This window comes from Hydrogenophaga sp. FG152 (assembly GCF_057809615.1).
Genome location: NZ_JBMDKH010000001.1, coordinates 104,260 through 130,650, shown reverse-complemented (window position 1 = coordinate 130,650; position 26,391 = coordinate 104,260). Strand labels below are relative to the sequence as shown.

The 26,391-nt window shown below is 70.0% G+C and carries 32 protein-coding genes; 16 read left to right on the top strand and 16 right to left on the bottom strand.

The window, feature by feature from the left end; genetic code table 11:
• The first annotated feature begins 9 nt into the window (after window positions 1-9).
• A complete protein-coding gene (locus ACODTB_RS00665) occupies window positions 10-1,890 on the top strand; it encodes a sensor histidine kinase, YfiR-like protein-associated (protein ID WP_488929039.1) in 1,881 nt (626 codons plus the stop codon).
• A 3-nt stretch (window positions 1,891-1,893) separates the two neighbouring features.
• On the opposite strand, the gene rpoN is transcribed toward ACODTB_RS00665, so the two are convergent.
• Window positions 1,894-3,390 carry an RNA polymerase factor sigma-54 gene (rpoN, locus tag ACODTB_RS00660; RefSeq protein WP_291115896.1) on the bottom strand — a complete coding sequence of 499 codons (1,497 nt, stop codon included), beginning with the start codon at window positions 3,388-3,390 and terminating at the stop codon, window positions 1,894-1,896.
• A gap of 257 nt (window positions 3,391-3,647) precedes the next feature.
• A complete protein-coding gene (locus ACODTB_RS00655) occupies window positions 3,648-3,920 on the bottom strand; it encodes a GlsB/YeaQ/YmgE family stress response membrane protein (protein ID WP_366833348.1) in 273 nt (90 codons plus the stop codon).
• 156 nt (window positions 3,921-4,076) lie between these two features.
• On the opposite strand from ACODTB_RS00655, the gene ACODTB_RS00650 reads away from it, so the two are divergent.
• The 3 genes from ACODTB_RS00650 to ACODTB_RS00640 are packed head-to-tail and all read left to right on the top strand — an operon-like array spanning window position 4,077 to window position 6,581.
• Complete coding sequence (locus ACODTB_RS00650; RefSeq protein WP_291115894.1) at window positions 4,077-4,556, top strand: CBS domain-containing protein; 480 nt, start codon at window positions 4,077-4,079, stop codon at window positions 4,554-4,556.
• A gap of 10 nt (window positions 4,557-4,566) precedes the next feature.
• Window positions 4,567-5,430: a YihY/virulence factor BrkB family protein gene (locus ACODTB_RS00645; protein ID WP_291115891.1), complete on the top strand. Its 864-nt coding sequence runs from the start codon at window positions 4,567-4,569 to the stop codon at window positions 5,428-5,430.
• On the top strand, window positions 5,427-6,581 hold the full coding sequence (locus ACODTB_RS00640) for a zinc-binding metallopeptidase family protein (protein WP_291115889.1): 1,155 nt from the start codon (window positions 5,427-5,429) through the stop codon (window positions 6,579-6,581). The genes ACODTB_RS00645 and ACODTB_RS00640 overlap by 4 nt, the downstream gene beginning before the upstream one ends.
• Here ACODTB_RS00640 and ACODTB_RS00635 read toward each other — a convergent pair.
• The 4 genes from ACODTB_RS00635 to ACODTB_RS00620 all read right to left on the bottom strand — a co-directional run bounded on the left by ACODTB_RS00635 (window position 6,572) and on the right by ACODTB_RS00620 (window position 9,722).
• On the bottom strand, window positions 6,572-7,846 hold the full coding sequence (locus tag ACODTB_RS00635) for an ATP-binding protein (protein ID WP_291115886.1): 1,275 nt from the start codon (window positions 7,844-7,846) through the stop codon (window positions 6,572-6,574). The genes ACODTB_RS00640 and ACODTB_RS00635 overlap by 10 nt on opposite strands.
• Window positions 7,847-7,924: 78 nt before the next feature.
• On the bottom strand, window positions 7,925-8,440 hold the full coding sequence (locus tag ACODTB_RS00630) for an MgtC/SapB family protein (protein ID WP_291115883.1): 516 nt from the start codon (window positions 8,438-8,440) through the stop codon (window positions 7,925-7,927).
• A gap of 5 nt (window positions 8,441-8,445) precedes the next feature.
• A complete protein-coding gene (locus tag ACODTB_RS00625) occupies window positions 8,446-8,916 on the bottom strand; it encodes a response regulator (protein ID WP_291115880.1) in 471 nt (156 codons plus the stop codon).
• 122 nt (window positions 8,917-9,038) lie between these two features.
• A complete protein-coding gene (locus ACODTB_RS00620; RefSeq protein ID WP_291115877.1) occupies window positions 9,039-9,722 on the bottom strand; it encodes an outer membrane beta-barrel protein in 684 nt (227 codons plus the stop codon).
• Window positions 9,723-9,910: 188 nt separating this feature from the next.
• Here ACODTB_RS00620 and ACODTB_RS00615 point away from each other — a divergent pair, with 188 nt between their 5' ends.
• The gene (locus tag ACODTB_RS00615; protein ID WP_291115872.1) at window positions 9,911-12,163 is read left to right on the top strand and encodes a response regulator; all 2,253 of its coding nucleotides are present in this window, start codon (window positions 9,911-9,913) and stop codon (window positions 12,161-12,163) included.
• Between the two features lie 108 nt (window positions 12,164-12,271).
• The gene (locus ACODTB_RS00610; protein WP_291115869.1) at window positions 12,272-12,727 is read left to right on the top strand and encodes a PA2169 family four-helix-bundle protein; all 456 of its coding nucleotides are present in this window, start codon (window positions 12,272-12,274) and stop codon (window positions 12,725-12,727) included.
• Window positions 12,728-12,785: 58 nt separating this feature from the next.
• Here ACODTB_RS00610 and ACODTB_RS00605 read toward each other — a convergent pair whose 3' ends face one another.
• The 3 genes from ACODTB_RS00605 to ACODTB_RS00595 all read right to left on the bottom strand — a co-directional run bounded on the left by ACODTB_RS00605 (window position 12,786) and on the right by ACODTB_RS00595 (window position 14,901).
• Entirely contained in the window at window positions 12,786-13,064 is a 279-nt protein-coding gene (locus tag ACODTB_RS00605; RefSeq protein ID WP_291115866.1) for a hypothetical protein, read from the bottom strand.
• Between the two features lie 90 nt (window positions 13,065-13,154).
• Entirely contained in the window at window positions 13,155-14,573 is a 1,419-nt protein-coding gene (locus ACODTB_RS00600) for a sigma-54-dependent transcriptional regulator (protein ID WP_291115863.1), read from the bottom strand.
• Window positions 14,574-14,694: 121 nt separating this feature from the next.
• Window positions 14,695-14,901, bottom strand: coding sequence for a hypothetical protein (locus ACODTB_RS00595; protein WP_291115860.1), 207 nt, complete (start codon window positions 14,899-14,901; stop codon window positions 14,695-14,697).
• 160 nt (window positions 14,902-15,061) lie between these two features.
• On the opposite strand from ACODTB_RS00595, the gene ACODTB_RS00590 reads away from it, so the two are divergent.
• Window positions 15,062-15,271 carry a DUF6496 domain-containing protein gene (locus ACODTB_RS00590; RefSeq protein ID WP_291115857.1) on the top strand — a complete coding sequence of 70 codons (210 nt, stop codon included), beginning with the start codon at window positions 15,062-15,064 and terminating at the stop codon, window positions 15,269-15,271.
• Window positions 15,272-15,306: 35 nt separating this feature from the next.
• On the opposite strand, the gene ACODTB_RS00585 is transcribed toward ACODTB_RS00590, so the two are convergent.
• Window positions 15,307-15,555 (bottom strand): hypothetical protein, encoded by a 249-nt coding sequence (locus tag ACODTB_RS00585; protein ID WP_291115854.1) that lies wholly within the window; start codon window positions 15,553-15,555, stop codon window positions 15,307-15,309.
• 146 nt (window positions 15,556-15,701) lie between these two features.
• Between ACODTB_RS00585 and ACODTB_RS00580 the strand changes: the two genes are divergently transcribed.
• From ACODTB_RS00580 to ACODTB_RS00550, 7 genes are all read left to right on the top strand, one after another.
• Entirely contained in the window at window positions 15,702-16,067 is a 366-nt protein-coding gene (locus tag ACODTB_RS00580; protein WP_291115852.1) for a hypothetical protein, read from the top strand.
• A 53-nt stretch (window positions 16,068-16,120) separates the two neighbouring features.
• Window positions 16,121-16,246 (top strand): hypothetical protein, encoded by a 126-nt coding sequence (locus ACODTB_RS00575; protein ID WP_291115850.1) that lies wholly within the window; start codon window positions 16,121-16,123, stop codon window positions 16,244-16,246.
• 114 nt (window positions 16,247-16,360) lie between these two features.
• On the top strand, window positions 16,361-16,762 hold the full coding sequence (locus ACODTB_RS00570; protein ID WP_291115847.1) for a GreA/GreB family elongation factor: 402 nt from the start codon (window positions 16,361-16,363) through the stop codon (window positions 16,760-16,762).
• A gap of 87 nt (window positions 16,763-16,849) precedes the next feature.
• Window positions 16,850-17,719 (top strand): universal stress protein, encoded by an 870-nt coding sequence (locus ACODTB_RS00565; protein ID WP_291115844.1) that lies wholly within the window; start codon window positions 16,850-16,852, stop codon window positions 17,717-17,719.
• An 8-nt stretch (window positions 17,720-17,727) separates the two neighbouring features.
• Entirely contained in the window at window positions 17,728-18,600 is an 873-nt protein-coding gene (locus ACODTB_RS00560; RefSeq protein WP_291115841.1) for a hypothetical protein, read from the top strand.
• Window positions 18,601-18,647: 47 nt separating this feature from the next.
• Entirely contained in the window at window positions 18,648-19,772 is a 1,125-nt protein-coding gene (locus ACODTB_RS00555; RefSeq protein WP_291115838.1) for an MBL fold metallo-hydrolase, read from the top strand.
• Window positions 19,769-20,671 carry a delta(1)-pyrroline-2-carboxylate reductase family protein gene (locus tag ACODTB_RS00550; protein ID WP_488929038.1) on the top strand — a complete coding sequence of 301 codons (903 nt, stop codon included), beginning with the start codon at window positions 19,769-19,771 and terminating at the stop codon, window positions 20,669-20,671. The genes ACODTB_RS00555 and ACODTB_RS00550 overlap by 4 nt, the downstream gene beginning before the upstream one ends.
• Here the strand turns inward: ACODTB_RS00550 and ACODTB_RS00545 are convergent.
• Window positions 20,598-20,801 (bottom strand): hypothetical protein, encoded by a 204-nt coding sequence (locus ACODTB_RS00545; RefSeq protein ID WP_291115833.1) that lies wholly within the window; start codon window positions 20,799-20,801, stop codon window positions 20,598-20,600. The genes ACODTB_RS00550 and ACODTB_RS00545 overlap by 74 nt on opposite strands.
• 86 nt (window positions 20,802-20,887) lie before the next feature.
• On the opposite strand from ACODTB_RS00545, the gene ACODTB_RS00540 reads away from it, so the two are divergent.
• Window positions 20,888-21,427: a DUF4142 domain-containing protein gene (locus ACODTB_RS00540; RefSeq protein WP_291115830.1), complete on the top strand. Its 540-nt coding sequence runs from the start codon at window positions 20,888-20,890 to the stop codon at window positions 21,425-21,427.
• Between the two features lie 6 nt (window positions 21,428-21,433).
• Here the strand turns inward: ACODTB_RS00540 and ACODTB_RS00535 are convergent, their stop codons facing one another.
• The 5 genes from ACODTB_RS00535 to ACODTB_RS00515 all read right to left on the bottom strand — a co-directional run bounded on the left by ACODTB_RS00535 (window position 21,434) and on the right by ACODTB_RS00515 (window position 25,347).
• Entirely contained in the window at window positions 21,434-22,594 is a 1,161-nt protein-coding gene (locus tag ACODTB_RS00535; RefSeq protein WP_291115826.1) for an alpha-hydroxy acid oxidase, read from the bottom strand.
• Between the two features lie 73 nt (window positions 22,595-22,667).
• The gene (locus tag ACODTB_RS00530; protein WP_291115823.1) at window positions 22,668-23,441 is read right to left on the bottom strand and encodes an SDR family NAD(P)-dependent oxidoreductase; all 774 of its coding nucleotides are present in this window, start codon (window positions 23,439-23,441) and stop codon (window positions 22,668-22,670) included.
• A 28-nt stretch (window positions 23,442-23,469) separates the two neighbouring features.
• Window positions 23,470-24,441: a Bug family tripartite tricarboxylate transporter substrate binding protein gene (locus tag ACODTB_RS00525; RefSeq protein WP_291115820.1), complete on the bottom strand. Its 972-nt coding sequence runs from the start codon at window positions 24,439-24,441 to the stop codon at window positions 23,470-23,472.
• Window positions 24,442-24,478: 37 nt separating this feature from the next.
• Window positions 24,479-24,952 (bottom strand): RidA family protein, encoded by a 474-nt coding sequence (locus ACODTB_RS00520; protein WP_291115818.1) that lies wholly within the window; start codon window positions 24,950-24,952, stop codon window positions 24,479-24,481.
• Window positions 24,953-24,957: 5 nt separating this feature from the next.
• Window positions 24,958-25,347, bottom strand: a complete 390-nt coding sequence (locus tag ACODTB_RS00515) for a RidA family protein (RefSeq protein ID WP_291115815.1) — start codon at window positions 25,345-25,347, stop codon at window positions 24,958-24,960.
• Between the two features lie 123 nt (window positions 25,348-25,470).
• Between ACODTB_RS00515 and ACODTB_RS00510 the strand changes: the two genes are divergently transcribed.
• Window positions 25,471-26,370: a LysR family transcriptional regulator gene (locus ACODTB_RS00510; RefSeq protein ID WP_291115812.1), complete on the top strand. Its 900-nt coding sequence runs from the start codon at window positions 25,471-25,473 to the stop codon at window positions 26,368-26,370.
• Window positions 26,371-26,391 lie beyond the last annotated feature (21 nt).

Below are 26,391 nucleotides of genomic sequence, written 5' to 3'. Positions count from 1 at the left end.
CCGCAGACCATGAAACCCACCTCGCTGCGCCAGCAACTCACGCGCGCGGCCATGCTCACCACGTTCCTGGCGATCCTGCTCAGTGCGGGCGCCCTGCTCACCTACGAGCTGATGGTCTACCGCCGCGTCGGCATCGCCGACATGCGCACCCAGGCCGATCTGATCGCGCGCTCCATCGCCCCGGCGCTGGAATCGCGCAACACCCAGGCGGCCTGGGAAAACCTCTACCTGCTGCGCCAGCAGCCCCAGATCCGCGCCGCCGCCGTGTACGGCCGCGACGGCGCGCTCATCGCCTCGCACACCACCACGAAAAGCGAGCTGCGCGCCCGCATCCCGCTGGCATCGGACGCCTGGGGCCCGCGCTTCAGCGGCGCGTCGCTGGAGATGGTCCGCCCCATCGAGCACAACGGCGCGCGCATCGGCATGCTCTATCTCAAGGCCGAACACGGCGTGTGGCAGCGTTTCGTGGACTTCGCGCTGATCGTGCTGGCCGTCAGCGCGGTGAGCCTGGTCGCGGCCTACTACCTGTTCGTGCTCCTGCAGCGCCGCATCACCGCGCCGCTGGAGAAGATGACGTCGGTGGCGCGCGACGTGATCGGCAGCCACAACTGGTCGCTGCGGGCACCGGCCACCGACTACAAAGACCTGGACGTGCTGGTCGACGCCTTCAACCGCATGCTCTCCGAATGCGAAATCCGCACCACCGAACTCGAACGCGAGATGGTGACGCGCCAGGGCGTCGAACGCGAGCTGCGCCAGGCCGACCGCCAGAAGGACACCTTCCTGGCCACCCTCGCCCACGAATTGCGCAACCCCCTCTCGCCCATGACGAGCGCGGTGGCCCTGCTGCAGATGCCGCAGGTGTCGCCGCAGGCGCGGGAGAAGGCGCTGACGGTGCTCGAGCGCCAGCTGCAGCACATCGTGCGCCTGGTCAACGACCTGCTGGACGCCTCCCGGGTGACCACCGGCAAGTTGTCGCTCGACACGGCGCCGGTGAACATCGGCGAGCTGCTGCTCACCGCCATCGAAGGCGCGCAGGCGCTGGCGCAACAGCATGGCCTGCAGCTCACGCTGCACCTGCCCGATGCCGCGCTGTATGTGAACGGCGACGCGGTGCGGCTGACGCAGGTGTTCTCCAACCTGCTGAACAACGCCTGCCGCTACACGCCGCACGGTGGGCGCGTGGACCTCTCGCTCACCTCGACACCATCGTCGGTCGAGGTGACGGTGGTGGACACCGGCATCGGCGTGGAGCCTGCCATGCAGGAACGCATCTTCGACCTGTTCGAACAGGCGGACCAGTCCATGCAGCGCGGCAGCGCCGGGCTGGGCGTGGGGCTGACGCTCTCGCGCCAGATCATCGAGCTGCACGACGGTTCGCTGTCCATGCACAGCGAGGGCCTGCACCGCGGCTCGTGCTTCACGGTGCGGCTGCCCCGCCTGCACCGGGAGCCGCCGCGCGACGAGGCCTCCGCCGTGGCGCAGGCCCATGCCCAGCCTTCGCGCCCGCTGCGCATCCTCATCGCGGACGACAACGTCGATCTGACGGTGAGCCTCTCGGCCGTGCTGTCCTCACACGGCCACCAGGTCGAGGTCGTGCACGATGGCGAAGCGGCGGTTCGCGCGGCGCGCGCGCAGGTCCCGGACGTGGCGCTGCTGGACATCGGCATGCCCGGGCTCGATGGCCACCAGGTGGCGCGGGCGCTGCGCGCCGATGCCACCACAAAAGGCATCCGCCTCGTGGCCATCACCGGCTGGGGCCGCGACGCCGACCGCGAGGCCGCGCGCCTGGCCGGCTTCGATCAGCACCTGCTCAAACCGGTGAACCCCGAACAGCTGCTTCGGCTGCTGAGCGAGCAGCCAGAAGCGACCCGTGCCCCGCCGGTCTGAGCCTCAGGTCGAGACGGCGAGGCCGTCGTGGCGCTTGCGTCGGCCCACGGCCTCGATGCGCAGCATCTGACGGTACTTGGTGACGGTGCGCCGAGCCACCGTCAGGCCCTGCCGGGCGAGCTGGCGCGTGATCTCGGCGTCCGACAGCGGCCGATCGGTCGACTCGGCTTCGATGATGTCCTGGATCAAGCCCCGGATCGCGGTGCCCGAGCAGGCTTTGCCATTGGCGCTCACCATCGCACGCGAGAAGAAGTGCTTGAGCTCGTACACGCCAGTGGGTGTGGCCATGTATTTGTTGTTGGTGACGCGCGAAACCGTGGATTCGTGGATGCCGACCTCGTCGGCGATCTCGCGCAGGCCCAGCGGCTTCATCGCCATGCTGCCGTATTCGAAGAAGTGGCGCTGGCGCCGCACGATGGCCTGTGACACGTCGAGGATGGTCGAGAAGCGCTGCTCGACGTTGCGCAAAGTCCAGCGCGCCTCCTGCAGGTGCGCGCCCATCTCGGCGTTCTCGGCGCAGCGGTGGCGCTGGAACAGCTGGGCGTACACCTCGTTGATGCGCACCTTGGGCACCACCGCGGCGTTGAGCCGCACGTTCCACGCGCCCCGGTCCTTCTTCACGATCACGTCGGGCACGATGTAGTTCACCCGGGAAGAACTCAGGCGCCAGCCCGGTCGCGGGTCGAGGTGGCGGATGCGGTCGCACACGGCCTCGACCTCGCCCACCGAGGCGTCCAGCGCCCGCGCCAGGGTCGGCACATCGCGCGCCGCCAGGCTGTTCATGTGGTCGTTGACGATGGCGCGCGCCATCGCGCGCACATGGGGGCATTCGATCTCGCCCAGCTGCAGGCTGAGGCATTCCGCCACATCGCGCGCGGCCACACCGGCCGGCTCCAGCGACTGCACCAGCTTGAGCGCGATCTGCAGGTCTTCCAGCGTCGCTGCGGGCACCACGTCCGCCACCTCGCGCAGTTCGTTCAGGGGCGTGCGCAGGTAACCGTCGTCATCGAGCGACTCGACCACCACGCCCGCCAGCGCGAGGTCGCGCGGCGACAGGGCCATGGTGCCGAGCTGCGCGTGCAGGTGGGCATTGAGCGGAGTTTCCTCCATCATGAAATCCAGCGCGGACACATCCCCGTCGTGTCCCTGGCGCGCCGGGGTCAGGCCATCGGCGAGCCACAGGTCGCTGTCGGACGCCATGGACCGGTCGATCTCGGCCTCCGCCGGCGCCGCCAGATCGGTCTCGCGCGGTCCGTCGTACACCTCGCCAGCCGCTTCGCCCGCTCGGGTGTCGATGTCACCGTCCCGCAGGCCTTCGCCCTCGTCATCGTCATCGCCCTCTGCTGCTTCAAGGAACGGGTTGCGCCCGAGCACGTCGCGCACCACGATGCCGAAATCCAGCGAGGACATCTGCAGCAGGCGCACGGCATGCTGCAAGCGGGGAGACAGGGTCTGGGTCTGGCTCTGGCGCTGGTCGGCGCGGGCGTCCATTTGGATCATGCGGTTCTCCTCCGGTAAGACAGGGTCGGCGGTGTCGCGAGCTGCGGCCGCCTCAGACCAGCTTCTATGCAACCACCATGCCGCACCAGAGCAGAAGACACAAATTCCCACAAAACCCCGTCCCCGCCGCGCCCTCACAGAGGGACACGGCGCGCACCTTTCCGAACATTCAGACACAGTGGTTCGGAACGCCCGCCAGACCGGCCCGGGCAAGGGAGCATCTTGCCGCAATATTTGCCGAAACGGGCCCACGCGGACTAGTGCATCGACTCGCGTCGAAAGAGGTTGATGAGCGCCAGCAGGATGATGGCGCCGATCAGCGACATGAGCATGGCGCCCACGTTGACGACGCTGTCGTTGAGGGTGTCCACACCCATCAGGGGCGCGAGCACCCAGCCACCGATGGCGGCCCCCACGATGCCGGCCACGACATTGCGCGCGATGCCTTGGCGGCCATCCGTGGACATGACCACGCTGGCCAGCCTGCCCAACAGGCCGCCGGCCGCCAGCCAGAGGATGATGTTGATCATGGCGTTGCTCCTCGTTAGAGTGGTCGCAGGAAGATCCTTCGAGCCTGCCGGGGCAATCCCCGCTCCCGGTGGGCGCAGGCACAGCACCTGCCCTGTGCAGGTCCCACCCGCCGCCCTGCGGCGGGCCAACGCCACAACCGCAGCAGGAGATTTCCCATGAAGCAAGTGAAAGATGTGATGACAAGTGGCGTGCGCACACTCGGCCCCCAGGACAGCGTGGTGCTCGCGGCCCAGGCCATGGAAGAACTGGACATCGGGGCGCTGCCGGTCTGCGATGGCCAGCGCCTCCTCGGCATGGTGACCGACCGCGACATCGTGGTGCGCGGCGTCGCCCAGGACCTCGCGCCCGGCAAGACCAGGCTCGAGGACGTGATGAGCGCCCAGGTCGAATGGGTGTTCGAGGACGAAGGCCTGGCCGAGGTCGCGGCCAAGATGCAGCAACTGCAGATCCGCCGCCTGCCCGTGCTCGACCGCGACAAGCACCTGGTGGGCATCCTCTCGCTGGGCGATCTGGCCGCCAGGGGCGACGTGCAGCAGGCCGGCGCCGCGCTGGCCGACATTTCCGAGCCGGCCCGCCCGACACGCACCGGCCAATCGGTCGCCAGCGGCCCCGCCGGGGGCGGGGAAAGCCTCTGAAAGGCACGCGATGCTCTTTCGCGTGATGAAAGCCGCCGTCGTCAACTGGATCGACGACGACGCGCCCAGCATGGGCGCCGCCCTCGCCTTCTACACCCTGTTCTCCGTCGCGCCCATCCTGCTGATCGTGATCTCGGTCGCGGGCCTGTGGTTCGGTGAAGCCGCCGCGCGCGGCGAGATCTTCGCGCAGCTCTCCCAACTGGTCGGCAGCGACAGCGCGCTCACCATCAACAGCCTGGTGGAAGACGCGAACCGCCCGGCCGCCGGCATCGTGGGCACGGTGGTGGGCCTGGGCGCGCTGCTCATCGGCGCCACCACCGTGTTCGCCGAGCTGCGCAACGCCATGGACCGCATCTGGCGCACGAACGCCGAGCACCCCAAGCGGGGCGGCGTGCTCGAGCTGCTGCGCGCGCGCCTGGTCTCGCTGGGCCTGGTGCTGGCCATCGGTTTCCTGCTCATGGTCTCGCTGGTGCTCAGCGCCGCGCTGGCGGCCCTGGGCAAGTGGGCCGCGCCCTGGCTGGGCGAGCTGGCGATGCTTGCGGGCGCGGTCGACTTCGCCCTGAGCCTGGCTTTCCTCAGCGTGCTGTTCGCCATGATCTTCAAATGGATGCCGCGCGTTCCGCTGGCCTGGGGCGATGTGTGGATCGGCGCCGTGATCACCGCCGTGCTGCTCACCGTGGGCAAGTCCGTCATCGGCACCTACATCGGGCGCAGCGGCGTCGCCTCGGTGTTCGGCGCGGCCTCCTCGCTGGTCATCTTCCTGCTCTGGGTGTACTACTCGGCGCAGGTGTTCCTGCTCGGCGCGGAATTCACGCGCGCCTTCACCCTGCGGCATCAGACCGCCACCCGCATCACCGAGGACCTCGCGCCGTGAACCGTGCTTTCACCTGCATCTGCGGGCAACCGATCTTCTTTCGCAACAGCGTGTGCCTGGGCTGCGGCCGGGCGCTGGGCTACGACGCCGCGCGCGGCAAGCTGCTGCCCCTGGAGCCCACCGGCGAAGCCGGCTGGTGGCGCAGCAGCGAGACCGGCACGCGCCAGCGCACCTACCAGCGCTGCGAGAACCTGTCCTCGCCGGCCGCGTGCAACTGGCTCGTTCCGCCGTCCAAGCCACGCGAGCAAACGCCCTCGCTGTGCCTGTGCTGTCGGCTCACGCGCACGCTGCCCGACCTCGACGTGCCGGAACACGCCGGCTGGTGGCACCGCATCGAACAGGCCAAACGGCGCATGGTGTCCTCGCTGCTCGCCCTGCGCCTGCCCATCGTGCCGCGCAGCGAAGACCCGCAGCGCGGGCTGGCCTTCGACATCCTGGTCTCGCAACCTGGCCTGCCGCCCGTGATCACCGGCCATGCCGAGGGCGTGATCACCCTGGACGCGGCCGAGGCGGACGACGCCACGCGCGAGCACCGCCGCACCTCGCTGCGCGAGCCCTACCGCACACTGCTGGGCCACCTGCGCCACGAGTCGGGCCACTACTTCTGGCAGCGCCTGGTCGATGGCAAGGAATGGCTCGAGCCGTTCCGGGCCGTGTTCGGCGACGAGCGCACCGACTACGCCCTGGCGCTGCAGAACCACTACAACCAGGGCGCGGCAGCGGACTGGAGCTCGCGCCACGTGAGCGCCTACGCCAGCAGCCACCCCTGGGAAGACTGGGCCGAAACCTGGGCGCACTACCTGCACATGCGCGACACGCTGGGCACGGCGCGCGGCTTCGGCATCCGGGGCGACCGCGTGGAACTGGCCTGCGAACCCTTCGGCCCCGACGTGCTGAGCGAGGACGGCAACGGCAACGGGGCCCTGGACGCCACCGACGAGCAGTTCCTGCTCTGGCTCAACCACTGGCTGCACCTCACCGTGGCCCTGAACGAGATCTCGCGCAGCATGGGCGTGGCCGACTTCTACCCCTTCGTGCTGTCGCGGCCCGCCGTGCGCAAGCTGCACCTGGTGCACCGCGTCATTGCCCACCACACCCCGCGGGACGGCCGGCGTCGGCGCCCGCTGACGCCACCCCCGACTCAGTCGTAGGCGCGCGGGAACATGATCTGGAAGGTCGTGCCGGAGTGGTCCGAGTCGACCTGCACCGTGGCATCGAGCACCTCGCACAGGCGCTTGACGATGGACAGGCCGATGCCCTCGCCGTGCACGTAGTTCTCGGTAGATTCGCCCGGCGGGGGCACGCCGGCGTCCTCATCGTGAATGTGCGTGATCTGGTTCGCTTGCGTGTCGCTCACGACCTGCTCCGCGTGCTGGGTGGCCACCTCCAGCGCGTCCTTCAGCTCCGAGGACTTGGCCTGGTGGATGCCCGGACCGGTGTCTTTCACGATCAGCTTCCAGCGATCCGGGTCCTCGGCACCGCCATCGGCCCAGGTGACCTCCACGCCCCCGGTGCGCGTGTAGCGGATCGCGTTGAGCACCAGGTTCTGCACGATGCGTCGCAGCTTCACCGCATCGGACTGCACCACGAAGGGCGACGGCCCGTTCAATCCGAAGGTCAGGCCCTTCTGCTGCGCGTGGTCCTCCAGCGCCTCCCACAGATCGCGCAGCGGCGGCGCGACGTCCATGGACTCGAGGTTGCGCTCCTCCTGCCCGCTTTGCAGCCGCGCCAAGGTGGTCACATCGTCCAGCAGCTTGTGCAGCGCCTGCACGTTGTGTCCCAGCAGGCGCAGGAAGGTCTCGCGCGCTGCGGGATCGGCCTGGCGCGCACCCAAGCCGGCGGTGGCGTTGGTCACCACGCCCAGGTTGCCGCGCAGGTCGTGCGCGGCTTCCTGCCAGAGCAGGGCGCGCTGCTGCTCCATGCGGCGCAGGGCCTCCAGGGCCTCCTCCAGCCCGCGCGCATAGGCGGTGGCCTCCAGTTGCTGCAACTTGAAGTACTGCGCGGTGCTCGCGCTCACGGCCAGGCTGTAGACCTGTGCCCACACCGCGCGCGCCATGGCCATCGCCGCCACCGAGTGGCCCGACGCCAAGGCCTCCAGTGCGTTGACCACGCATTCGTTGAGGCGACCGAGTTCCCGCACCACCTCGGCCAGGCCAAAGCCCTGCTGCCAGCGGTGCAGGCCGTGCGCCGCGGCGTCGCCCAGGTGCGCGGTTTCCACGCGGGGCGCGCGCAGTTGCTCCTCGAAGCCTTCCAGCACGGCGGGGATGTGGTCGTTGAGCTGCGTGTGCGGCAGCGAGGCGCCAGTGGTCAGCGTGGCATCCGCCGCGACGCTCGCGCGCCACGCCTGCAGAATGGCTTCACGCCGTTGCGTCAGTTGGTCCGCCAGCGCGATGAGTTCTTTTCCATGCAGGGGCATCAGTAGGCCTTGAAGGTGGGTGGCGACAGCGGCGCTCAGGGCTCGCGCGTCATTCTGCACCCGAAAGCCACCGCCTGTTCAATGTCCCCCGTCGGCCGGGGGGTCGGCCTCGCTCTCCTTGCGGATCGAACGCCCCCAGCGGCGCAACCACACCAGCACCAGCAGGATGAAGGCCGTGGCCAACACGGCGGTGCCCGTCTGGCCGAGCCCGGCGGCCACGCCGATCGCGGCGGTCGCCCAGATGGTGGCGGCCGTGGTCAGCCCGTGGATCCGCCCCTCGCTCTCGTCCTTGAGCACCGCCCCAGCGCCGAGAAAGCCGATGCCCGATACCAGGCCCTGCACCACGCGGCTGAGCTGCTCCTCGTTCATGCCGGATGCCTGCGGCACGAGCACGAACAGGGCCGCGCCCAGCGCCACCAGCATGTGGGTGCGCAGCCCGGCCTCGGCATCGCGCCGCTCGCGGTCCCAGCCGATGGCCGCGCCCAGCAGCAGGGCTTCGCCCATGCGCCAGGTGGCGCGCGTGATGCGCTCGACATCGGCAAGGTCGCCGAACTCCGCCTGCACCGTGGTCCAGATGGTCTGCAGCACGGACATCGCGGTCAGCCTTGCGGGGGCGTGGACGGCGACGGCGCCGCGCCGTCGTCCCGCCATTGGGCAAGGCTGCCCATGAGCGCGCCCAGCGGGATGGGCTTGGTGAAGTACAGGTCGAACCCGGCGGCCAGCGACCGTGCCCGGTCTTCCGGCTGCGAACGGCCGGTCACGGCGACGATCATCATGCGCCGCTCCGGCAAGGCATCGCGCAGGCAGCGCGCCACCGTATTGCCATCCATGCCGGGCATGCCGATGTCGAGGATGCAGACATCGGGCTGCAGGCGCTGCGCCATCTCGAGGGCCTGCCGCCCGTCGTTGGCGATGTGCACGGTGTGGCCGTCCACCTCCATCAGCAGGGCCAGCGACTCGGCAGCGTCGCGGTTGTCGTCCGCGACGAGCAGCTGCAGGCCGCTGCCCGCAGGCGATGGATGGGGTTCGTACATGCTCGGCTCGCCCGCGCTGGAGGTCTGAAGAACCATTCTTTTTCCATAGGTTGTCGGATCAGGCCTACACAGGGCAAACGGCGCGCCCGGTTCGGTTCCCGCTGGCAAAAAAAAGGATGCCGAGGCTCGGCATCCCGAAAAAAGCGCCGAAACCGGCCTCAGAACCGGTGCATGTAGCCGATGCTGGTGGTGTCCACCTCGCGCTTGCCGATGCCCACGAAGCGCACGTCGTAGCGGTTCCACTCCAGCACGATGGAGGAGCGCGGGCTCAGGTCGAAGCCGATGCCCGCGCCGTAGGAGCCTTCCCACCCGCTGGCCTTGCCGGTGGCGATGCCCGAGCCCGGGCTGGCCGAGACCTCGCTGCGGCCATAGGTGGTGCCGACCTTGCCGAACAGGTGCACCACGCCCAGCGGCACGCGCCCCACCAGGCTCAGGTTGATGCCATGCGCCTCGGCCTTGCCACCGCCGCGCTCCATGTCGCCCAGGTTCACGTAACCCAGCTCGGCACCGACGTAGCGGTTGAACATCCCGCCGGTGTACAGGTGGTACGAGGTGCTGCTGTCCGAACAGGCGAAGCCCCCCACGCAGCCCAGGTCGTAGTCGGGTTTGCCGACGTTGACGCCGACGTAGCCGTGCGAGGTGTACGGAATCACGGAGAAGTTGCCTTCGCCCGGTGCGTAGGCGCGCCGCTGCGCCGCCGTGCTGGTGGTGCCTGCCTGGGCCACCACCGTGGTGTCCAGAGGGGTGGGCGGCGTGCCCGACTGCGCGGAGACCGAGCACGCAACGGCCAGGCCGATCGCGGCCAGCGGCCACGCCTTGAGATGGTGAAGTGAGCGGTTCATGGGGAGGTCCTGGTGGGTTGGAAAAACACTGCGCCTGAAATGGAATGCAGCGCTCCACCACGGCAAGCGGGATGCCAGGTGCGCGCCATCGGACATCGAACCGCGGACGGGCACGCGGATTGCCCGCCTCCCCCGGGGCGCCAGGCATGTGTGCAGCGACAGTGCGGCACCCTGGGGCCAGGCATTCGATGTTTTCCATCCATCCTTCGAAGCGCGAACCGGGTGCTCTGTCGGCCCGAGGCTTCTCCATCCGGACGCGCCTGATCGCCCTGGTGCTGGCGGTGCTGCTGCCCGCGCTGTGCGCCGCCGCCTGGGTGCTGGGCCTGACCTACCGCATGGAACGCGAGAGCAGCGAGCACGTGCTCGAAGAGACCACCCGCGCGCTGTCCATGGTGCTCGACCGCGAGCTGACCCAGCGGGCCGTCGTGGTGCGCGCGCTCGCGAGTTCCAGGCTGCTCGACACAGCCCCCCAGCTGTCGCCCGCCGCCCTGCGCGATTTCGACCAGCAGGCGCGGCGCACCCTGACCGGGCTGGAAGGCTGGCTGGAGCTGCGCAGCGCGGACCAGGTGCTGGTCAACACCCGCCAGCCACCCGGCACCCGGCCGCGCGCGGCCCCCCGGCTTGCGCTGGTCGACCGCCCGATGATCCAGCCGCTGCGGCAGAACGCGGCACTGGGCATTCAGTACGCCGCGCTGGTGCAGCCGGTGCTGCGCGACGGCCAGGCGGTGCTCAACCTGTCGCTCGCGATGCTGCCGAACGAGTTCCAGCGCATCATCGACGAACAGCGCCTCCCTGATGGGTGGCTGGCGGCCATCATCGACAACCAGGGCCGCGTGGTCGCCCGCCATCCCGGCGGCGGCGCCCACGCCGGTCGAGCTGTCACGGCGGACCTCCAGGCCCACCTGGCCGCCGAACGCGAGGGCCTGATGCACACGGTCTCGCTCGATGGCCACCCCGTGACGCTGTACTTCCACACCTCGCCACAAGGCTGGACCTACGTCACGGGCATGTCGCGCGAGCAGTTCGTAGGCGCGGTCCCGCGCGCCGTGCTGCAGGTGGCCGCCGCCATGCTGGCGCTGCTGGTGGTCTCGCTCATCGCGGCGGCCTGGGTGGCGCGGCGCATCGTCCAACCCATCCACACCATCGAGCAGATGGCGCTGGACCTGCGCGAAGGCCGCCCCCTGCGGCGCACGCGCACCGGCTTGCTGGAGTGCGACCAGGTCGCGCTGGCGCTGCACGATGCGGGGCACGCCATCCGCCACGCGCGCATCGAACTGGAACGCCAGGTGAGCGATGCGGTGGAACGCACCCGCAAGCTGGAGCAGCGGGCCTCGCACAACCACCGGGTGGAGGCCCTGGGCCGGCTCACCGGCGGCATCGCCCACGAGTTCAACAACCTGCTGGGCATCATCAGCAACTGCGCGCACCTGATGCGCCGCCTGGCCCCGGCCCCCGCCATCCAGCCCGCGATCGACGCCACCCTGAACGCGGTCGACACCGGCAGCCGCCTCACCCAGCACCTGCTGCGCTTTGCCGGCCGCCAGACCGTGCACCCGCACATGCTGCAACTCCAGACCTTCCTGCCCGAGACCGCCGAACTGCTGCGCACCTTGCTGGACCGCCGCGTCACGCTGACCACCGAAGTCGACGACAACACACCCGCCGTGCGGCTCGACCCCAGCGAGCTGGAACTCTCGCTCATCAACCTGGCGCTGAACGCGCGCGAGGCCGTTCCTGCCCATGGCCACCTCTGGCTGGGCGCCGCTCCGGCCGAGCCCGACGATCTGGAGGGCTTGCCCAGCGGCAGCTATGTGCGCATCACCCTGCGCGATGACGGCCATGGCATGGACGACACCGTCGCCCACCGCGCCTTCGAGCCCTTTTTCTCGACGCGGGAACCGCACGAAGTCGCCGGGCTGGGCCTGAGCCAGGTCTACGGCTTCTGCCTGCAGGCCGGCGGCCGCGCGCGCCTGGAGAGCATGCCGGGCCTGGGCACCACGGTCACGCTGGTGCTGCCCGCCCACACCGGTGAACCCGCCGACGCGCGCCCCGCCCCGCCGGCCTCGCCCGCCGCCATCGCCGGCACCCGACTGCTGCTCGTCGAGGACAACGAGGCCTTGTGCGAAGCCACCGCGGCTGTGCTCCGCTCCTACGGCTGCGACGTGGTGTGCGCCGCCGGCGCGGAGGAAGCGCTGCGGCTGATCGACACGCCGCCCAGCTTCGATGTGGTGGTCACCGATGTGCTCATGCCCGGCAAGATGGACGGCGTCGCGCTCGCCAACCATTTGCGGCAAATCTTGCCGCAGCTGCCCGTGGTGCTGATCAGCGGCCATCACGGAGACACCGTCCCGCCGCCGGGCGTGCGCCTGCTGCGCAAACCCTGCCCGCCCGAAGTGCTGGCGGGCGCCATCGGAGAAGCCATCGCGCAGCGCCCGCTCTGAGGCACCCCACCCAGCGGGTACGCCGTGTGCCCATGAACAGACGTCGGATGGGTCGGGACTTCGAGTCCCCCGGTTCGGCTTCCCGTTCACAACCTCGAAGGAACGCCAATGAAAGACACACGCACCATCAACACGCTCAACAACCTCATCGAGACCTGCAAGGACGGTGAGTACGGCTTCAAGGCCAGCGCGGACCACGCCGTGGACCCGCAGATCAAGTCCCTCTTCATGAGCCGCGCGGAAGACTGCCGGCGCGCCGCCGCGGAACTGCAGACCATCGTGATGCAGCAAGGTGGCAAACCCGAAGACAGCGGCACCGCCACCGGTGCGGCCCACCGTGGCTGGGTGGCCGTCAAGGGCACCCTGGCCGGCTACACCGACCTGGCCATGCTCGAAGAGACCGAGCGCGGCGAAGACGCCGCCCTGGCGCGCTACCGCTCCGCGCTGAAGGATGACTTGCCCGCCGACATCCGCAGCGTGGTCGAGGCCCAGATGCAAGGCGTGCAGCGCAACCACGACCAGATCCGCGCGCTGCGCGATCAGCACAAGGCCGCCGCCCACTGAATTCCCTCTCCTCCCCCTTGGCCCGCGCATGCCGCGGGCTTTTTTTTGCCTGGCAGCCTCAACGGCCCTGGGGATGGCGCTCGGCCCACTCCGCGTCGCTGTGCCCGTCGCCCACCGGGTCGGCGCTTTCGTCTTCGGGCGGGGCGGAGGGCACCGGGGTGGGCGCAGGAAGTGGTGGGGAAGCTCCGGGGGCGCTCGCGCCGTCGGCCGTGGCATCCGCACACAGCAGGGCACACGGTCGCGGTTCGTGCGCGGTTTCAGCGCGCGGGGCCGGGCTGGCATCGGCCATTGCCAGCACACATGGCTTCTTCTCGCCTGCGGCGGTGACATGGGACATGGGGCACTCCTGTGGCGGCGGCAACCGGTGGGTCACCCTCCTGCCCCCCGCGCGGCAAGCGGCGTGCCTTGCGCAACCTCCAAGGGCGTCCTAGGGCTGGGGCCCGTCGGCCGGGTCTTCGGCCGCGTACTGCTTGAGGCGGTTGTAGAGCGTCTTCAGGCTGATGCCCAGGGCTGCGGCGGTGCGTTCCTTCTGGCGGCCGTAGTGCTGAAGCGTCGCCAGGATCAGGGTCTGCTCGGCCTGGGCGAGCGAAATGCCCAGCGGCAGCACCACCGAACCTTGCGGGCTGGCGCCCAACGTCACCGGCGCGCTCGCCACGGCCGGCGCAGGCGCGACCGCGCCCACCGGCGGTTCGGAGGCACTCGGCAGCCACTGCGCGCCGATCACCCCGCCAGACGTCATCACGTAGGCGCGCTGCACCGCGTTGCGCAGCTCGCGCACGTTGCCCGGCCAGGCATAGGCCGTGAGCCGCTCCAGCGCTTCGGGCGAAAAGCTCTTCTCCTTGCCCTCCTGCTCGCCGATGAGCCGCAGGAAACGGTTCGCCAGCAAAGGCACATCGTCCAGGCGCTCGCGCAGCGGCGGCAGGTCGATCGGGAACACGTTGAGGCGGTACATCAAGTCCGTGCGCAGGCGCCCGTCGGCCACGGCCTGCATGGGCTGGCGGTTGGTCGCCGCGATGATGCGCACATCGGTTTCCTGGCTCTGGGTCGCGCCCACGCGCAGGAAGCGGCCGGTCTCGAGCACGCGCAAGAGCTTGACCTGCAGGTCCAGCGGCATCTCGGTGATCTCGTCGAGGAACAGCGTGCCGCCCGACGCGCGCTCGAAGAAACCCTGGTGCTGGCGGTCCGCGCCGGTGAAACTGCCCTTCTCGTGGCCGAAGATCTCGCTCTCGATCAGGTTGGGCGAGATGGCGCCGCAGTTGACGCCCAGGAAAGGCATCTTGCGCCGCCGGCTGAGCTCGTGGATGGTCTGCGCCACCACCTCCTTGCCGGTGCCGCTCTCGCCCGTGATGAACACCGACACGCCGGTGCCCGCCACGCGGGTGATCTGCTCGTACACCTGCAGCATCGAGGGCGAGCGCCCCCACAGCTGGCCGAAGTGGCCGGTGCTCGCGACCTTGGCGGTCAGCCCCGCCACCTCGGCCTTGAACACGGAAGGCTTGCTCACGCGCGAGAGCACGCCCTGCAACTGTTTGGGCGTGATCGGCTTGACGATGTAGTCCACCGCACCCAGGCGCAGCGCGAGGATGGAGGTCTCCAGGCTCGCGTGGCCGGTGACCAGCACCACCTCGGAGTTGGACAGCAATTCGGGGTCGGCAAACAGATCCATGCCGCTGCCATCGGGCAGGCGCAGGTCCAGCAGCACCAGGTCGGGCGCCTGCAGGGTCAGCTGTTTGCGCGCATCGCGCAGCGTGTTCGCGGTGGCCACGGTCAGGCCTTGCATGGCGATCAGCTCGCCGAGCATCGCGGAAGCATCCACATCGTCGTCCACGATCAGGACATGGGTCATCTCTAACGTTTCCTTGGTCTGCGCCCACCCACGGGCGTGTTCGTGCATCGAAGCGGCGCCCATGATGCCACCGTTTGCCCGGCCCACGCACGGCCGCGCGCCGGTGTCCGAGCCGGCCTTGTCAATGCAAGGACACGATGGGCGTGGGCTGCCGCGGCGGGTCGCCCGCCGGGGGCGTCTGCTCGTCCGGCACCTCGGGTTCGCGGATGTCCGGCGGCAACTGCGTGGGCGTTTCCGGCGGCACGACGGGCTGCCCCGGAGGGGGCGGGGGTGGCACCGGGGGCGTGGGCTTGGGCACGTCGGGCACGTGGGCGTGAACCATGGTCATCAGGCACTCCTGTAATGGTGTTGGAAGAAGTCCCCTGCACTGGCAAGGCGTGTGCCCGTTTTGCCGCAAGAAGTTCGAGACGCCCGCTTCTCACCCCCTTTGTCCCGGGTACGCCGTTCGCCCAGACCACAACCCCATCGCTTTTCAACGGGAGTCTTCCATGGCCAGCACGTCCACCAAAAGCAAGTCCGACACCATCACCGACCGCAAGATGAAAAAGGTCATGCACGAGTACAAGGAAGGGGAACTGGAAAGCGGTTCAGGCGACAAGGTGCGCAGCCGCAAGCAGGCCATTGCGATTGGCCTGTCGGAAGCGCGCCAGGCGGGCGGCAAAACGCCGCCCGCGCCGAAAGAGAACAAGCGCCGTTGAACCGGGACCTCGCGTCCCGGGAGCAGCGCAAGTGCCTATTGCGTGGTGCCGCCGGGCGCGGGCGTCGCGGGCGAACTGGCCGGCGGTGCCGGCGTCGTCTCAGGCACCGGCACGGCGGGCGCGCTCGGTGGCATGGGTGGGTTGGTGGTGCGGTCGCGCTGCGTCTCGTCTGTCGTGGGCGGTGGCACATCGGTGGGACGCCGGTCGCAGCCGGCCAGCAGCACCAGCGAGGTGGCGGCGGCCGCCACACCCAGCGCCATGCGGGATGAAACGAAAGATTTCATGGTGATCTCCTGAAGGCACGCAGGATGGCGTGCGCCCTGAATCGGGGGCAAGTCGAGTGCCTGTGCGTCGGCCGCGTGTCAGTCTGCGGGCACATGCCTTGCCGCTGCCGCCGCGGTGGACACCTCCACGCCTCAGGAGATTCGAGATGAGCAAGCCCCGCACAGATGCGCCCAACCGACCCTCCGGCGCGCCGCAGCGCGACCCTGCGAACCCGGTGAGCCGCACGCCCGATGCCCCCGGCTCGACACCGGCCAGGGAAACCGACGACCACCTGGAACTGCCGCACGAACGCGACCAGTCCACCGACAGCACGGCCAGCGCGCCGGACCCCGACATGCAACAGGCGCACCAGGACCTCCAGGACGGCCAGGTGGACACGGACATGCGCGCCACGCCCGGCCTGGACGCGGGCCGGCGCGCCGGCTACGTGCCCGGCGCGGGCGGCAAGTCCCCGTCGCAGAAGGCACCGGCTTCCTCGCCCACCGCCCCGCGCAAGGACCCGCGCCGCTGAAGAACAACCGCACAAGCCTTGCCAGAATGGGCTCCGCGCCTACAATACCCCCCATGGCATCCCGGTCCACCCTCACTTTCCACCTGCACACGCGCCTGCCCCTGATGGCAGGTTCGGCCGTGGCCGGTCGCAAGCTGATGGGCACGGCGGGACTGCGCCAGCCGGCCGCACATTCCTAAGCCCGGCGATACCCCCTCCTCCTTTTTGCGCAAACCATCTATCGCCGGGCCCCAGCCCAGCGCGATCGTGGCCACTGCACATCCGCAGCATGGCCGCACCAGATGGAGTGCTCCATGCACAAGACCCTGACCGGTGAACGCCTGCTCACCGAACTCGATTTCACGCGCCTGAACAACCTGCGCGGCGGCAAGATGCCGCCCGAGCTGGCGGACACGCTGGACTCGCTGGACCTCGTGCCCTCGCGCGAGGTGCCGGCCAATGTCGTCACGATGTACTCGCAGGTCATCCTGGAAGACGTCGCCACGGGCAAGCGCCAGAAGCTCACGCTGTGCTACCCGGCCGATGCGGAGCCGCACCTGGGCTTCATCTCCGTGCTCTCGCCCGTCGGCGCCAGCCTGCTCGGCCAGCGCGTGGGCGCCATCGCGCGCTGGCGCACGCCCAACGGCGACGCCTGCGAGGCCGAGGTTGTCGAGCTGCTGTTCCAGCCCGAAGCCAGCGGCGACTACACCACGTAGTTCCCTCGCGCCCCCGCCGCGCCCCCTTCGTCACGCTCCCATCGGCCCGCCGCCATGGGGTTGGCCCCCGCACGTCCAGGATGTCCCATGACCTTCGATTCCATTCTCGCCCTCACCGACTTCACGACACAGTCCGAGCACGCACTGGATCGGGCCGCGCTCCTCGCCGGCCAACACAACACGCCCTTGCGCCTCATCCATTTCGCGGAAGAGCCCCACCGCTTCTTCGCCGACCCGATCGCGCGCCTGTCGCAGCGCGCGCGCCAGCTGACCCGGCGCCATGGCATCCGGGCCGTGGCCCTGGAGCGCAACCCCGTGACGCTGGACGACGTCATGCGGGAATGCCGCGACGCCAGCCTGCTGGTGATGGGCCCCCTGTGGCAACGCAGCTGGAAAACCTTCTACCGCGGCACCACGCTCGACCAGTTCGTGCACGACAGCCCCTGCCCGGTGCTGGTGGTCAAGCAGGCGGCCGGGCGCACCTACGAGCAGGTGCTGGTGGCGGTGGACCTCACGCCGCGCTCGCGCGACCTGATCGCCTACGCGCGCCGCTTTGCCAGCCCCTCGGCGCTCCAGCTGTTCCACGCCATCGACACGATCGAGGAATCCAAGCTGCGCTCGGCGGACGTGTCCTTCGAGGCCATCCGCGCGAATCGCCTCGACTCGCGCCAGCACGCCAAGGACCGGCTGATGCAGCTCACCCGCGCGCTGGGCATGGCCGGCAGCGCCATGGCCTTCGACGTCGGCAACGGCGACCCCGCGTACCAGACCGCCGTGCAGCAGCAGGCCACCCGCGCCGAACTGGTGGTGGTCGGCAAGCGCCGCGCCTCCGCGCTCGCGCGCTTTCTCACCGGCAGCGTGGCCCAGCGGCTGGCCAAATGGGCCGAGAGCGATGTGCTGGTGGTGCCCTTCGACGGCCTGGCCGAACCCGTGCCCGTGATGGCGAGCCAGGGATGACGCCGGCCATGGACCTCACCAAGCAGTTCATCAAGACCAAACAACCCTGCGCCGACGGTTTCCGCTGGTTCCTGCGCCACCACGAAAACGGCAGCAACTACCAGGACCTGCTCGACGCCCTGGTGGAGGCCGGCCGCGTGAGCGACGCCTGCTGGCTGCTCTCGCAGTTCGGCCCCACCAACGCCGTGATGGAGGTGGACGCCGTGGCCGCCGAGGCCCTGGTGTTCGCGGGCTCGCTGGTGGTGCGCGGCAACATCGAGGTCGACACCCTGATCCGCACCGGGCGCGGCATCCAGGCCGGCGGCAGCATCGTGGTCGGCCAGTCGCTGGTCTCGGGCGACGACATCAAGGCCGGCGGCAGCGTGCGCAGCGACGGCTCGCTGGAGGCCACCGGGCACATCAAGGCCGCCTGGGGCATCGACGCGCGCGAGCAGCTGCGCTGCGGCGGCGACATCCGCGCGGCCTGGGACCTGTGGTGCGGCGGCTCGCTGCACGTGGCCGGCAACGCCCACGTGGGCCAGGACCTGATCACCCAGGGCCCGATCGAGTGCGGCAAGAGCCTGGTGGTGGGCGGCCGGCTGACAGCGCGCGACAGCATCCGCGCGGGCGACGGCATCCAGGCCGGCGGCACCATCGAATGCGCCATGCACCTGGAAGCCGGCTGGGGCATCAAGGCCGGCCGCTCCATCGTGGCCGAAGGCGCGATCCGCGCGGGCGAGAGCCTCAGCGCCCACGAGGTCATCCGCGCCGGCGCCGGCTACGGCGTGTTCGCCGGCCTGAATGTGCAGGTGGAAGCCTGGGAATGCAGCGCGCGCGTGTGCGCCTGCACCAAGCCTGCCAGCCTCATGAGCGGCTGGTGGGCCGGCGCGCGCGAAGTCTGAAACCCGGGGTGACAGCGCGCCGGGGGGCCTTCTGAAATAATCCCCCGATGCCCGAAGCCCCCACCTCCGACGGCCGCCCGGACGATCCGGCCACCGCCCCCGACACCCCCTACGCCCTGCAATACCCGTGTGGTGAGCCGCCTGCGCCCGGCCAGGTGCGCGAGGTCGCGCCCGGTGTGCTGTGGCTGCGCATGCCGCTGCCATTCGCGCTCAACCACATCAACCTCTGGGCCGTGGCCGACGAGGACGAACAGGGCACGGGCTGGGCCGTCATCGACACCGGCACCAAGACGCCCGAAACACTGGCCGCCTGGCGCCAGCTCACCGGGCCCGAAGGCCCGCTGGCCGCCACACCGCAGGGCGCGCGCATCACGCGCGTGTTCTGCACCCACATGCACCCCGACCACGTCGGCATGGCCGGCTGGCTCACGCGCAAGTTCCAGTGCCGGCTGTGGATGACCCGGCTCGAATACCTCACCTGCCGCACGCTGGTGGCCGACACCGGCCGCGAAGCCCCGGAAGACGCTATCCAGTTCTACCGCCAGATGGGCTGGAACGAAGAAGCGCTGGACATCTACCGCACCCGCTTCGGCGGCTACAGCAAGTACATGCACACGCTGCCCGACAGCTTCCGCCGCCTGAGCGACGGCGAGACGGTCCGCATCGGCGCGCACGACTGGCGCGTCATCATCGGCCGGGGCCACTCGCCCGAACACGCCTGCCTCGTCAGCGAGTCGCTCGGCGTGCTGGTCTCGGGCGACCAGGTGCTGCCCCGCATCTCGTCCAACGTGAGCGTGTTCCCCACCGAACCCGACGCCGACCCGCTGGGCGACTGGATCGCCAGCATCGAGCACCTGCGCAGCACGCTGGGCGACCACCTGCTGGTGCTGCCCGCGCACGGCGAGCCCTTCCGCGGCCTGCACGCGCGGCTGGACCGCCTGGCGCAAGGCCACGAGCGCGGCCTGCAGCGCCTGCGCCGCAGCCTGGCCGAATCGCCCAAGCGCACGGTGGACGTGTTCGGTGCGCTGTTCGCGCGCGCCATCGACAGCAATGGCGAACTGCTGGGCATGGCCACCGGCGAAGGCGTGGCCCACCTCAACCACCTGCTCGCTCGCGACGAGGCCGTGCGCGAAACCGGTGCGGACGGGGTGTACCGCTACCGCATGAAATGAACCCCAGCGCCACCGCCGCCGCGCTGCCCTACCCCGAGCTGGCCGACGAGATCGAGGCGCTGCTGAGCGACCCCACGGTGGCGGTGCCCGCGCGCATCGTGCAGGCCCTGCCCGGTGGCGGCACCCTGTTCGCGATGCCCGCCGTCGACGCGCGCGTGGCCATCACCAAACTCATCACCCTGATTCCGGACAACGGCGCGCGCGGCCTGCCCACCATCCAGGGCGACATCGTGGTGTTCGATGTCGCCACCGGCCAGCGCACCGCCCTGCTCGACGGCCCCACCGTGACCGCGCGCCGCACCGCGGCCGTCTCGCTGCTGGGCGCGCGCCTGCTCGCGCCCCGGCGCGATGGCCCGCTGCTCATCGTCGGCGCGGGCGTGCAGGGCCGCGCGCACCTGGAAGCCTTTGCCGCCGGCCTGGGCGTGCGCGAGGTGCGCATCGCCTCGCGCAACGCGGCCAGCGCCGACGCGCTGGTGGCCCATGCGCGCACGCTCGGCCTGGACGCGCGCCGCGTGGACGATGCCGACGCCGCGCTGGCCGAGTGCCCGCTGGTGGTGAGCACCACGCCGGCCCGGCAGGTGGCGCTGCGCGGCACGCCGCGCGACGACGCCTTCGTGAGCGCCGTGGGCGCCTACACGCCGCAGATGGTGGAGTGGGCGCCCGAGGTCTGCCGCGACCTCGCCGCGCGCGGCACGCTGGTGGTGGACACGCGCGACGCCGACCACGAGGCCGGCGACCTGCTGCAGGCCGGCATGGATGTCACCGCCGTGCCCACCCTGGCCGATTGGCTCGCATCGCCCCGGCCGGTGCGCGGCCCCGTGTTCTTCAAGAACTGCGGCTGGGGCGGCTGGGACCTGGCGGCGGCCCGCCTGGTGACTCGCCGGCAGCAGGCCCGCTGAGCGGCGCGCGCGGCGGCGGCACCGGCGCGTCCAGCGCCGCGCCCGGGTCTTCCTCGCCCGCCACCGAGTCCAGCAACTCGCTGGCATCGGCCGGCGGCGGCGAAGGGGGCAGGCGAATGGTGCGGCTCATGGTCGTTGCAGGGCAAACGGCGTTCCTGCCCGACATGGGCACACCTCTTGCCGGTGAGGGGATTCCACGGATTCAAGGAGCCCCGCATGAAACACCGAGCAAGCCCCCTGACCGCGCTGGCGTTCACCACCACCTTGCTGTGGAGCACCACGGCCCTCGCGCAGCCGCTGGCGCCGGTCGACAAGACCTTTCTGGAACAGGCCGCCGAGAACGGCCATGCCGAGGTGTCCGCCGGCCGCCTGGCCCTGACCAAGGCGCGCAACCCCAAGGTGCGCGACTTCGCGCAGCGCATGGTCGATGAGCACACCAAGGTGGGCGAAGAGTTGCGCACGCTCGCCGCCGCCAAGCAGCAGGAACTGCCCACCGAGCCCTCGATGCTGCAGAAGGGCAAGGAGATGATCATCGCCGGCCTGGGCGACGAGACCTTCGACCGCCGCTACCTCAACCAGATGGGCGTGGAGGCTTACAAGAGCGCCATTCCCCTGTACGAAAAAACCGCGCTCGAATCGCGCGACCCGGAGGTCAAGGCCTTCGCCTCCAAACACCTGCCGGCCCTGCGCGAGCACCTGCAGACCGCGCAGGACCTGAAGGTCTCGGTGGACCAGCGCCCCGCCTCGACGAAGTGAGCGCGTTCAGGGCGGCGTCGGCAGCAGCAGTTCGCGATCCAGCTGCCCGCAGTCGGTGACGCCCAGCATGGCCATGTTGCGGTCGATCTCGGCGCGCAGCAGCTCGATGGCGTGCGCCACGCCGCGCTGGCCGGCCACCGCCAGCGCGTGGTTGAACGGCCGGCCCACGAACACGAAGCGCGCCCCCAGCGCGAGCGCCTTGAGCACGTCCGAGCCTCGGTGGAAGCCACCGTCCACCATCACCGGCATGCTGCCCACGCCGTCCACGATGCGCGCCAGCACCTGCATGGGTGCCACCGCGCCGTCGAGCTGGCGCCCGCCGTGGTTGGAAACCACGATGCCGTCGGCCCCCAACGCCTTGGCCTTCACCGCATCGGCCACGCTGAGGATGCCCTTGATCACCAGCGGCCCGGTCCAGAAGGCGCGGATGCGCTGCACGAAGGACCAGTCCAGGTGGTCGCGGTGCGAAAAGTCGCGCAGCACGTTGCTCGACAGAATGGGCGCGCCGCGCTCGGCGAACGAGTTCTCGAAATGCGGCATGCCGTGGCGCCACAGCGTCTTCGCGAACGTGCCGAACAGCCAGCGCGGGTGCGACACCCCTTCCCACGCCAGCCGCAGGCTGGGCCGCAGCGGCGTGGAAAAACCGTTGCGCACGTTGTTCTCGCGGTTGGCGCTCACGGGAATGTCCACCGTGACCACCAGCGTCTCGTAGCCCGCGCGGCGCACGCGCTGCAGCAGCGCCAGGATGCGCGCCTCGTCGCCCGGCAGGTAGGCCTGGAACCAGGTGCCCGGCGCGGCCTGGGCCACGTCCTCCAGCGGCGTGAGCGAGGAGCCGCTCAGGATCGCGGGAATGCCGGCCTCGCGCGCGGCCTTGGCCAGCGCGATGTCGCCCCGGTAGGCCGAGAGCGCGGCCAGGCCCATGGGCGCGATGCCGAAGGGGCTGGCGTAGGTGGTGCCGAACAGCGATTGCTGCTGCGTGCGGCGCGACACGTCCACCAGCACGCGCGGCACGAAGCCGTGGGCGTTCATCGCGTCCTGGTTGCGGCGCAGCGAGACGTTGTCCTCCGCCGCGCCCGCCACATAACCGTGGATGGGCCGGGGCAGGCGGCGCTGCGCGAGCGGCGCGAAGTCCTTGAGCGCGAGGATGTTCGAGAGGGCGGAGGGCATGGTGAAGCGACAGGAAGGCTCCCGCCCCGGCCAGATCGCCGGGGCGTGGAATTCGAAAAGGAAAAGCCGGCGGTCAGGCGAGCGTCTGCCCGCCGTCCAGCGTGATGGTGCTGCCGGTCACGTAGGCCGAGGCGTCCGAGGCCAGCCACACGGCGATGTCCTGGATTTCCTCGGGCTGGCCGATGCGGCCCAGCGGCACCTGGCGCACGAAGGCCGCGTACTTCTCGGGCACCGACATCTCGGCCTCGGTCAGCGGCGTGAGGAAGCGCCCCGGCGCGAGCACGTTGACGCGCACCCCTTTCGGCGCCCACTCCATCGCCAGCGCGCGCGAGAGGTTGATGACCGCCGCCTTGGCCGCCGAGTACGGCGCGTTGCCGGCCCGGCCGCGCATGCCGGCGGTGGACGAGAGGTTGATGATGGAGCCGCCGCCCTGCGCCAGCATGTGCCGGCCCACGGCGCGGCACACCTTGAAGGTGGACGAGAGGTTGGCCGAGATGACGCCATCCCATTCTTCGTCCGTCACGTCCACGCTGGGCTTGCGCAGGCTGCCGCCGGCCGCGTGGGCCAGCACATCGATGCGGCCGAAGCACGCCACCGCCTGTTCCACCACCGCATTCACCTGCCGCGAGTCGGTGGCATCGGCCACGGCCACCAGGGCCTGCCGGCCCAGCGCCTCGACCTCGCGGGCCACCGCCTCCAGGTCGCTGCGCGTGCGCGCCATCAGCACCACGTCGGCCCCCGCGCCGGCAAAGCCCAGCGCGATCGCGCGGCCCAGCCCCTTGCCCGCGCCGGTGACCAGCGCGGTGCGCCCCGCCAGACGCCCGCCGGCCTGTTCCTTGTCGTTCATGAGGTCCGCTCCTGATGCTGCTGTGTCGTCAATCCGCCGTGATGCCGGCCGAGCGGATGATGCCACCCCACTTGGTCGCATCGGCCTGCACGAAGGCCTTGGTGGCCGCCGCGTCCGAGGCCAGCGTGGTCAGGCCCAGTTGCGCGAGCTGCGTCGTCACCGACGGCTGGCGCAGGGCGTGCGTGAAAGCGTTCTGCAGCTGCGTCACGATCGGCGCGGGCACGCCCGCTGGGGCGAACACCGCGTACCACACGGAAGCCCCGAAATCCGCCAGCCCCGAAGCCGCCAGCGTGGGCGTGTCGGGCAACTGCGCCACGCGCTGCGACGACGTGACCGCCAGCGCCTTCAGGGCACCACTGCGGATCTGCGGCAGCAGCGGCGGCATGTTCTCGAACGCCAGCGTGACGCGGCCAGCCAGCAGGTCCTGCATCGCGGGTGCCGTGCCTTTGTAGGGCACGTGGATCATCTCGGTGCCGGTCATGCGCTCGAACAGCTTGGCGCACAGGTGCTGGGTAGAGCCGTTGCCCACCGAGGCATAGGCCACCTGGCCGGGGCGCGCCTTGATGTAGGCGATGAGTTCCTGCACCGAGTTCACCGGCAGCGAAGGCGGCACCACCAGCACGTTGGGCACCGTGGCCACGCCGATGATGGGCGTGAAGTCCTTGAGCGGGTCGTACGGCAGGTTGGGGTAGAGCGCGGGCGCGGTCGCGTAGCCGGGCGTGCTGCCCAGCGTGAGCGTGTAGCCGTCCGGCTTGGAGCGGGCCACCGCCGTGGTGCCGACGACGCCGCTGGCGCCCGGCTTGTTGTCCACCACCATGGGCTGGCCCAGCACGCCGCCGGCCTCGCGCGCCAGCAGGCGGCACAGCAGGTCGTTCGTGCCGCCGGCCGCCCAGGGACTCACCAGCGTGATGGGACGGGAGGGAAACGCCTCGGCAAAAGCCGGCCATGCCGACGTGAGGCTGCCGAGGCCCAGGGCTTGGATGAGTTGACGTCTTTGCATGGCGGTGGTCCTTTGCGCGTATCGGAGGGAGGAAGGGTCAGGGTTGGATTTCGAAGGTGCAGATCGTCTCGACCGGCGCCGTGTAGATCAGGTCGGGCACGCTCAGGCTGGCCCGCGCCATGGCCGCGCGCTCGGCGCCCAGCACCTCCACGAACAGGTCCGACGCGCCGTTGGAGACGTAGGGCGCGCGCTCGAAGCCGGGCGCGCCGTTGACGTAGATCAGCAGCTGCACCACACGCACGATCCGGTCCAGGTCGCCGAGCACGGCCTTGGCCTGGGCCAGGTGGTTGATCGCGCACAGCCGGGCCGACTGGTAGGCCTCGTCCACCGAGACCTTGTCGCCCACCTTGCCCAGGTAGGGGAACTCGCCGTTGTGGTGCCCCAGAGCGCCCTGGCAGAAGAACAGATTGCCCACGGCCACACCCGGCACCAGCGCCGGGTTGGCCTTGATGATGGGCGCATCGGGCAACACGATACCCAGCTCGGCCAGGCGCGCTTCGATCTTGCCCATGGCCATCACTCCACTTCGGCGACGCACTCGATTTCCAGCAGGAAATCCTTGCGCGGCAGGCGGGCTTCGACGGTGGTGCGGGCCGGCCAGGTCTGCGGGTCGTTGCCGAAGAACTCGCGGTAGATCTCGTTCATCTCGTCGAAGTCGGCGCGCCGGTCCAGGAACACGTTGACCTTCACCACCTGCGCCAGCGACGAGCCGGCCTCTTCCAGGATGTTCTGCAGGTTGGTCATGCACTGGCGCATCTGCGCGGTGAAGTCGCCCTTGGCCAGCTGCATCTCGCCGTGGTAGGCCGGGCAGCCCGAGACGAACACGAGGTTGCCGGTGCGCACGGCGTGGGCGTGCGGCGCCTTCGTGCGGGTCACCTTGGGGCTGTAGATCACTTGTTTGGTCATGGGAACTCCTGTGTGCGGAAAAACGTTGGAGACGCAAATGTGCCTGCCGAATGGCGTCGCATCAAACGATTTGTTTTGAACAATGGGTTGCGATTTTCGCAACACCCATCCTAGAATCGCCGCATGATCCTGCAGACCTCCCTGCTGCGCTACCTCGAAGTGGCGCAGAGCGGCTCCATCCGCGCCGCCGCCGAACGGCTGTTCGTCACGCCCTCCGCGCTCAGCCGCGAGCTGCAGAAGCTGGAGGAAGACCTGGGCGTCACCCTGTTCGAGCGGCGCGCGCGCGGCATGGTGCTCACCGCCGCCGGCAAGGTCTACCTGAACCACGTGCGCGACGCGCTCAACGGCATCGAGCGCATGCGCTCCGAGCTCGACGCGCTGCAGAACCTGCACCGCGGCCATGTGTCGCTGCTCTCGGTGGAGGGCTACGCCTCGGACTTCCTGGCCCCCGCCATCGCCCAGTTCCAGGACGCCTACCCCAACATCACCTTCTCGCTGCGCATCACCGGCACCGGCGCCGTGGAAAACGGCATCGCCAGCGGCGAAGCCGACATCGGCCTGGTCTTCAACCTGCAGCCCAAGGCCGAGATGCACTCGGCCCTGCACCTGCACGCGCCGCTGCTCGCCGTCATGGCGCCCAGCCACGCGCTGGCGCGGCGCAAGAGCCTCACGCTGTCGCAGATCGCCGGGCAGCGCCTGGCCCTGCCCGACAACAGCTTCGGCGTGCGCCGCCTGATCGACCTGCAGAGCCACATGTCCAAGGTCCACATCGAGCCCGCGCTGGAAGCCAACTCGCTCGCGGTGCTGCGCGGCTTCGCGCGCAACGGCGGCGGCATCACCCTGCTCTCGCACATGTCCATCCGCAACGAGCTCGCCATGGAGCAGCTGGTGGGCGTGCCGCTGGACGACGCGCTGCTCTGCCAGGGCGGCATCGACGTCTGCGTGCTCTCCGAGCGCAAGCTGCCCGTGGCCTCGGCGGCCTTTCTCAAACACCTCACCGAAGTGGGGCGCGCCGCGCTCTGAAGCGGTGCATTAGCGTTGCGC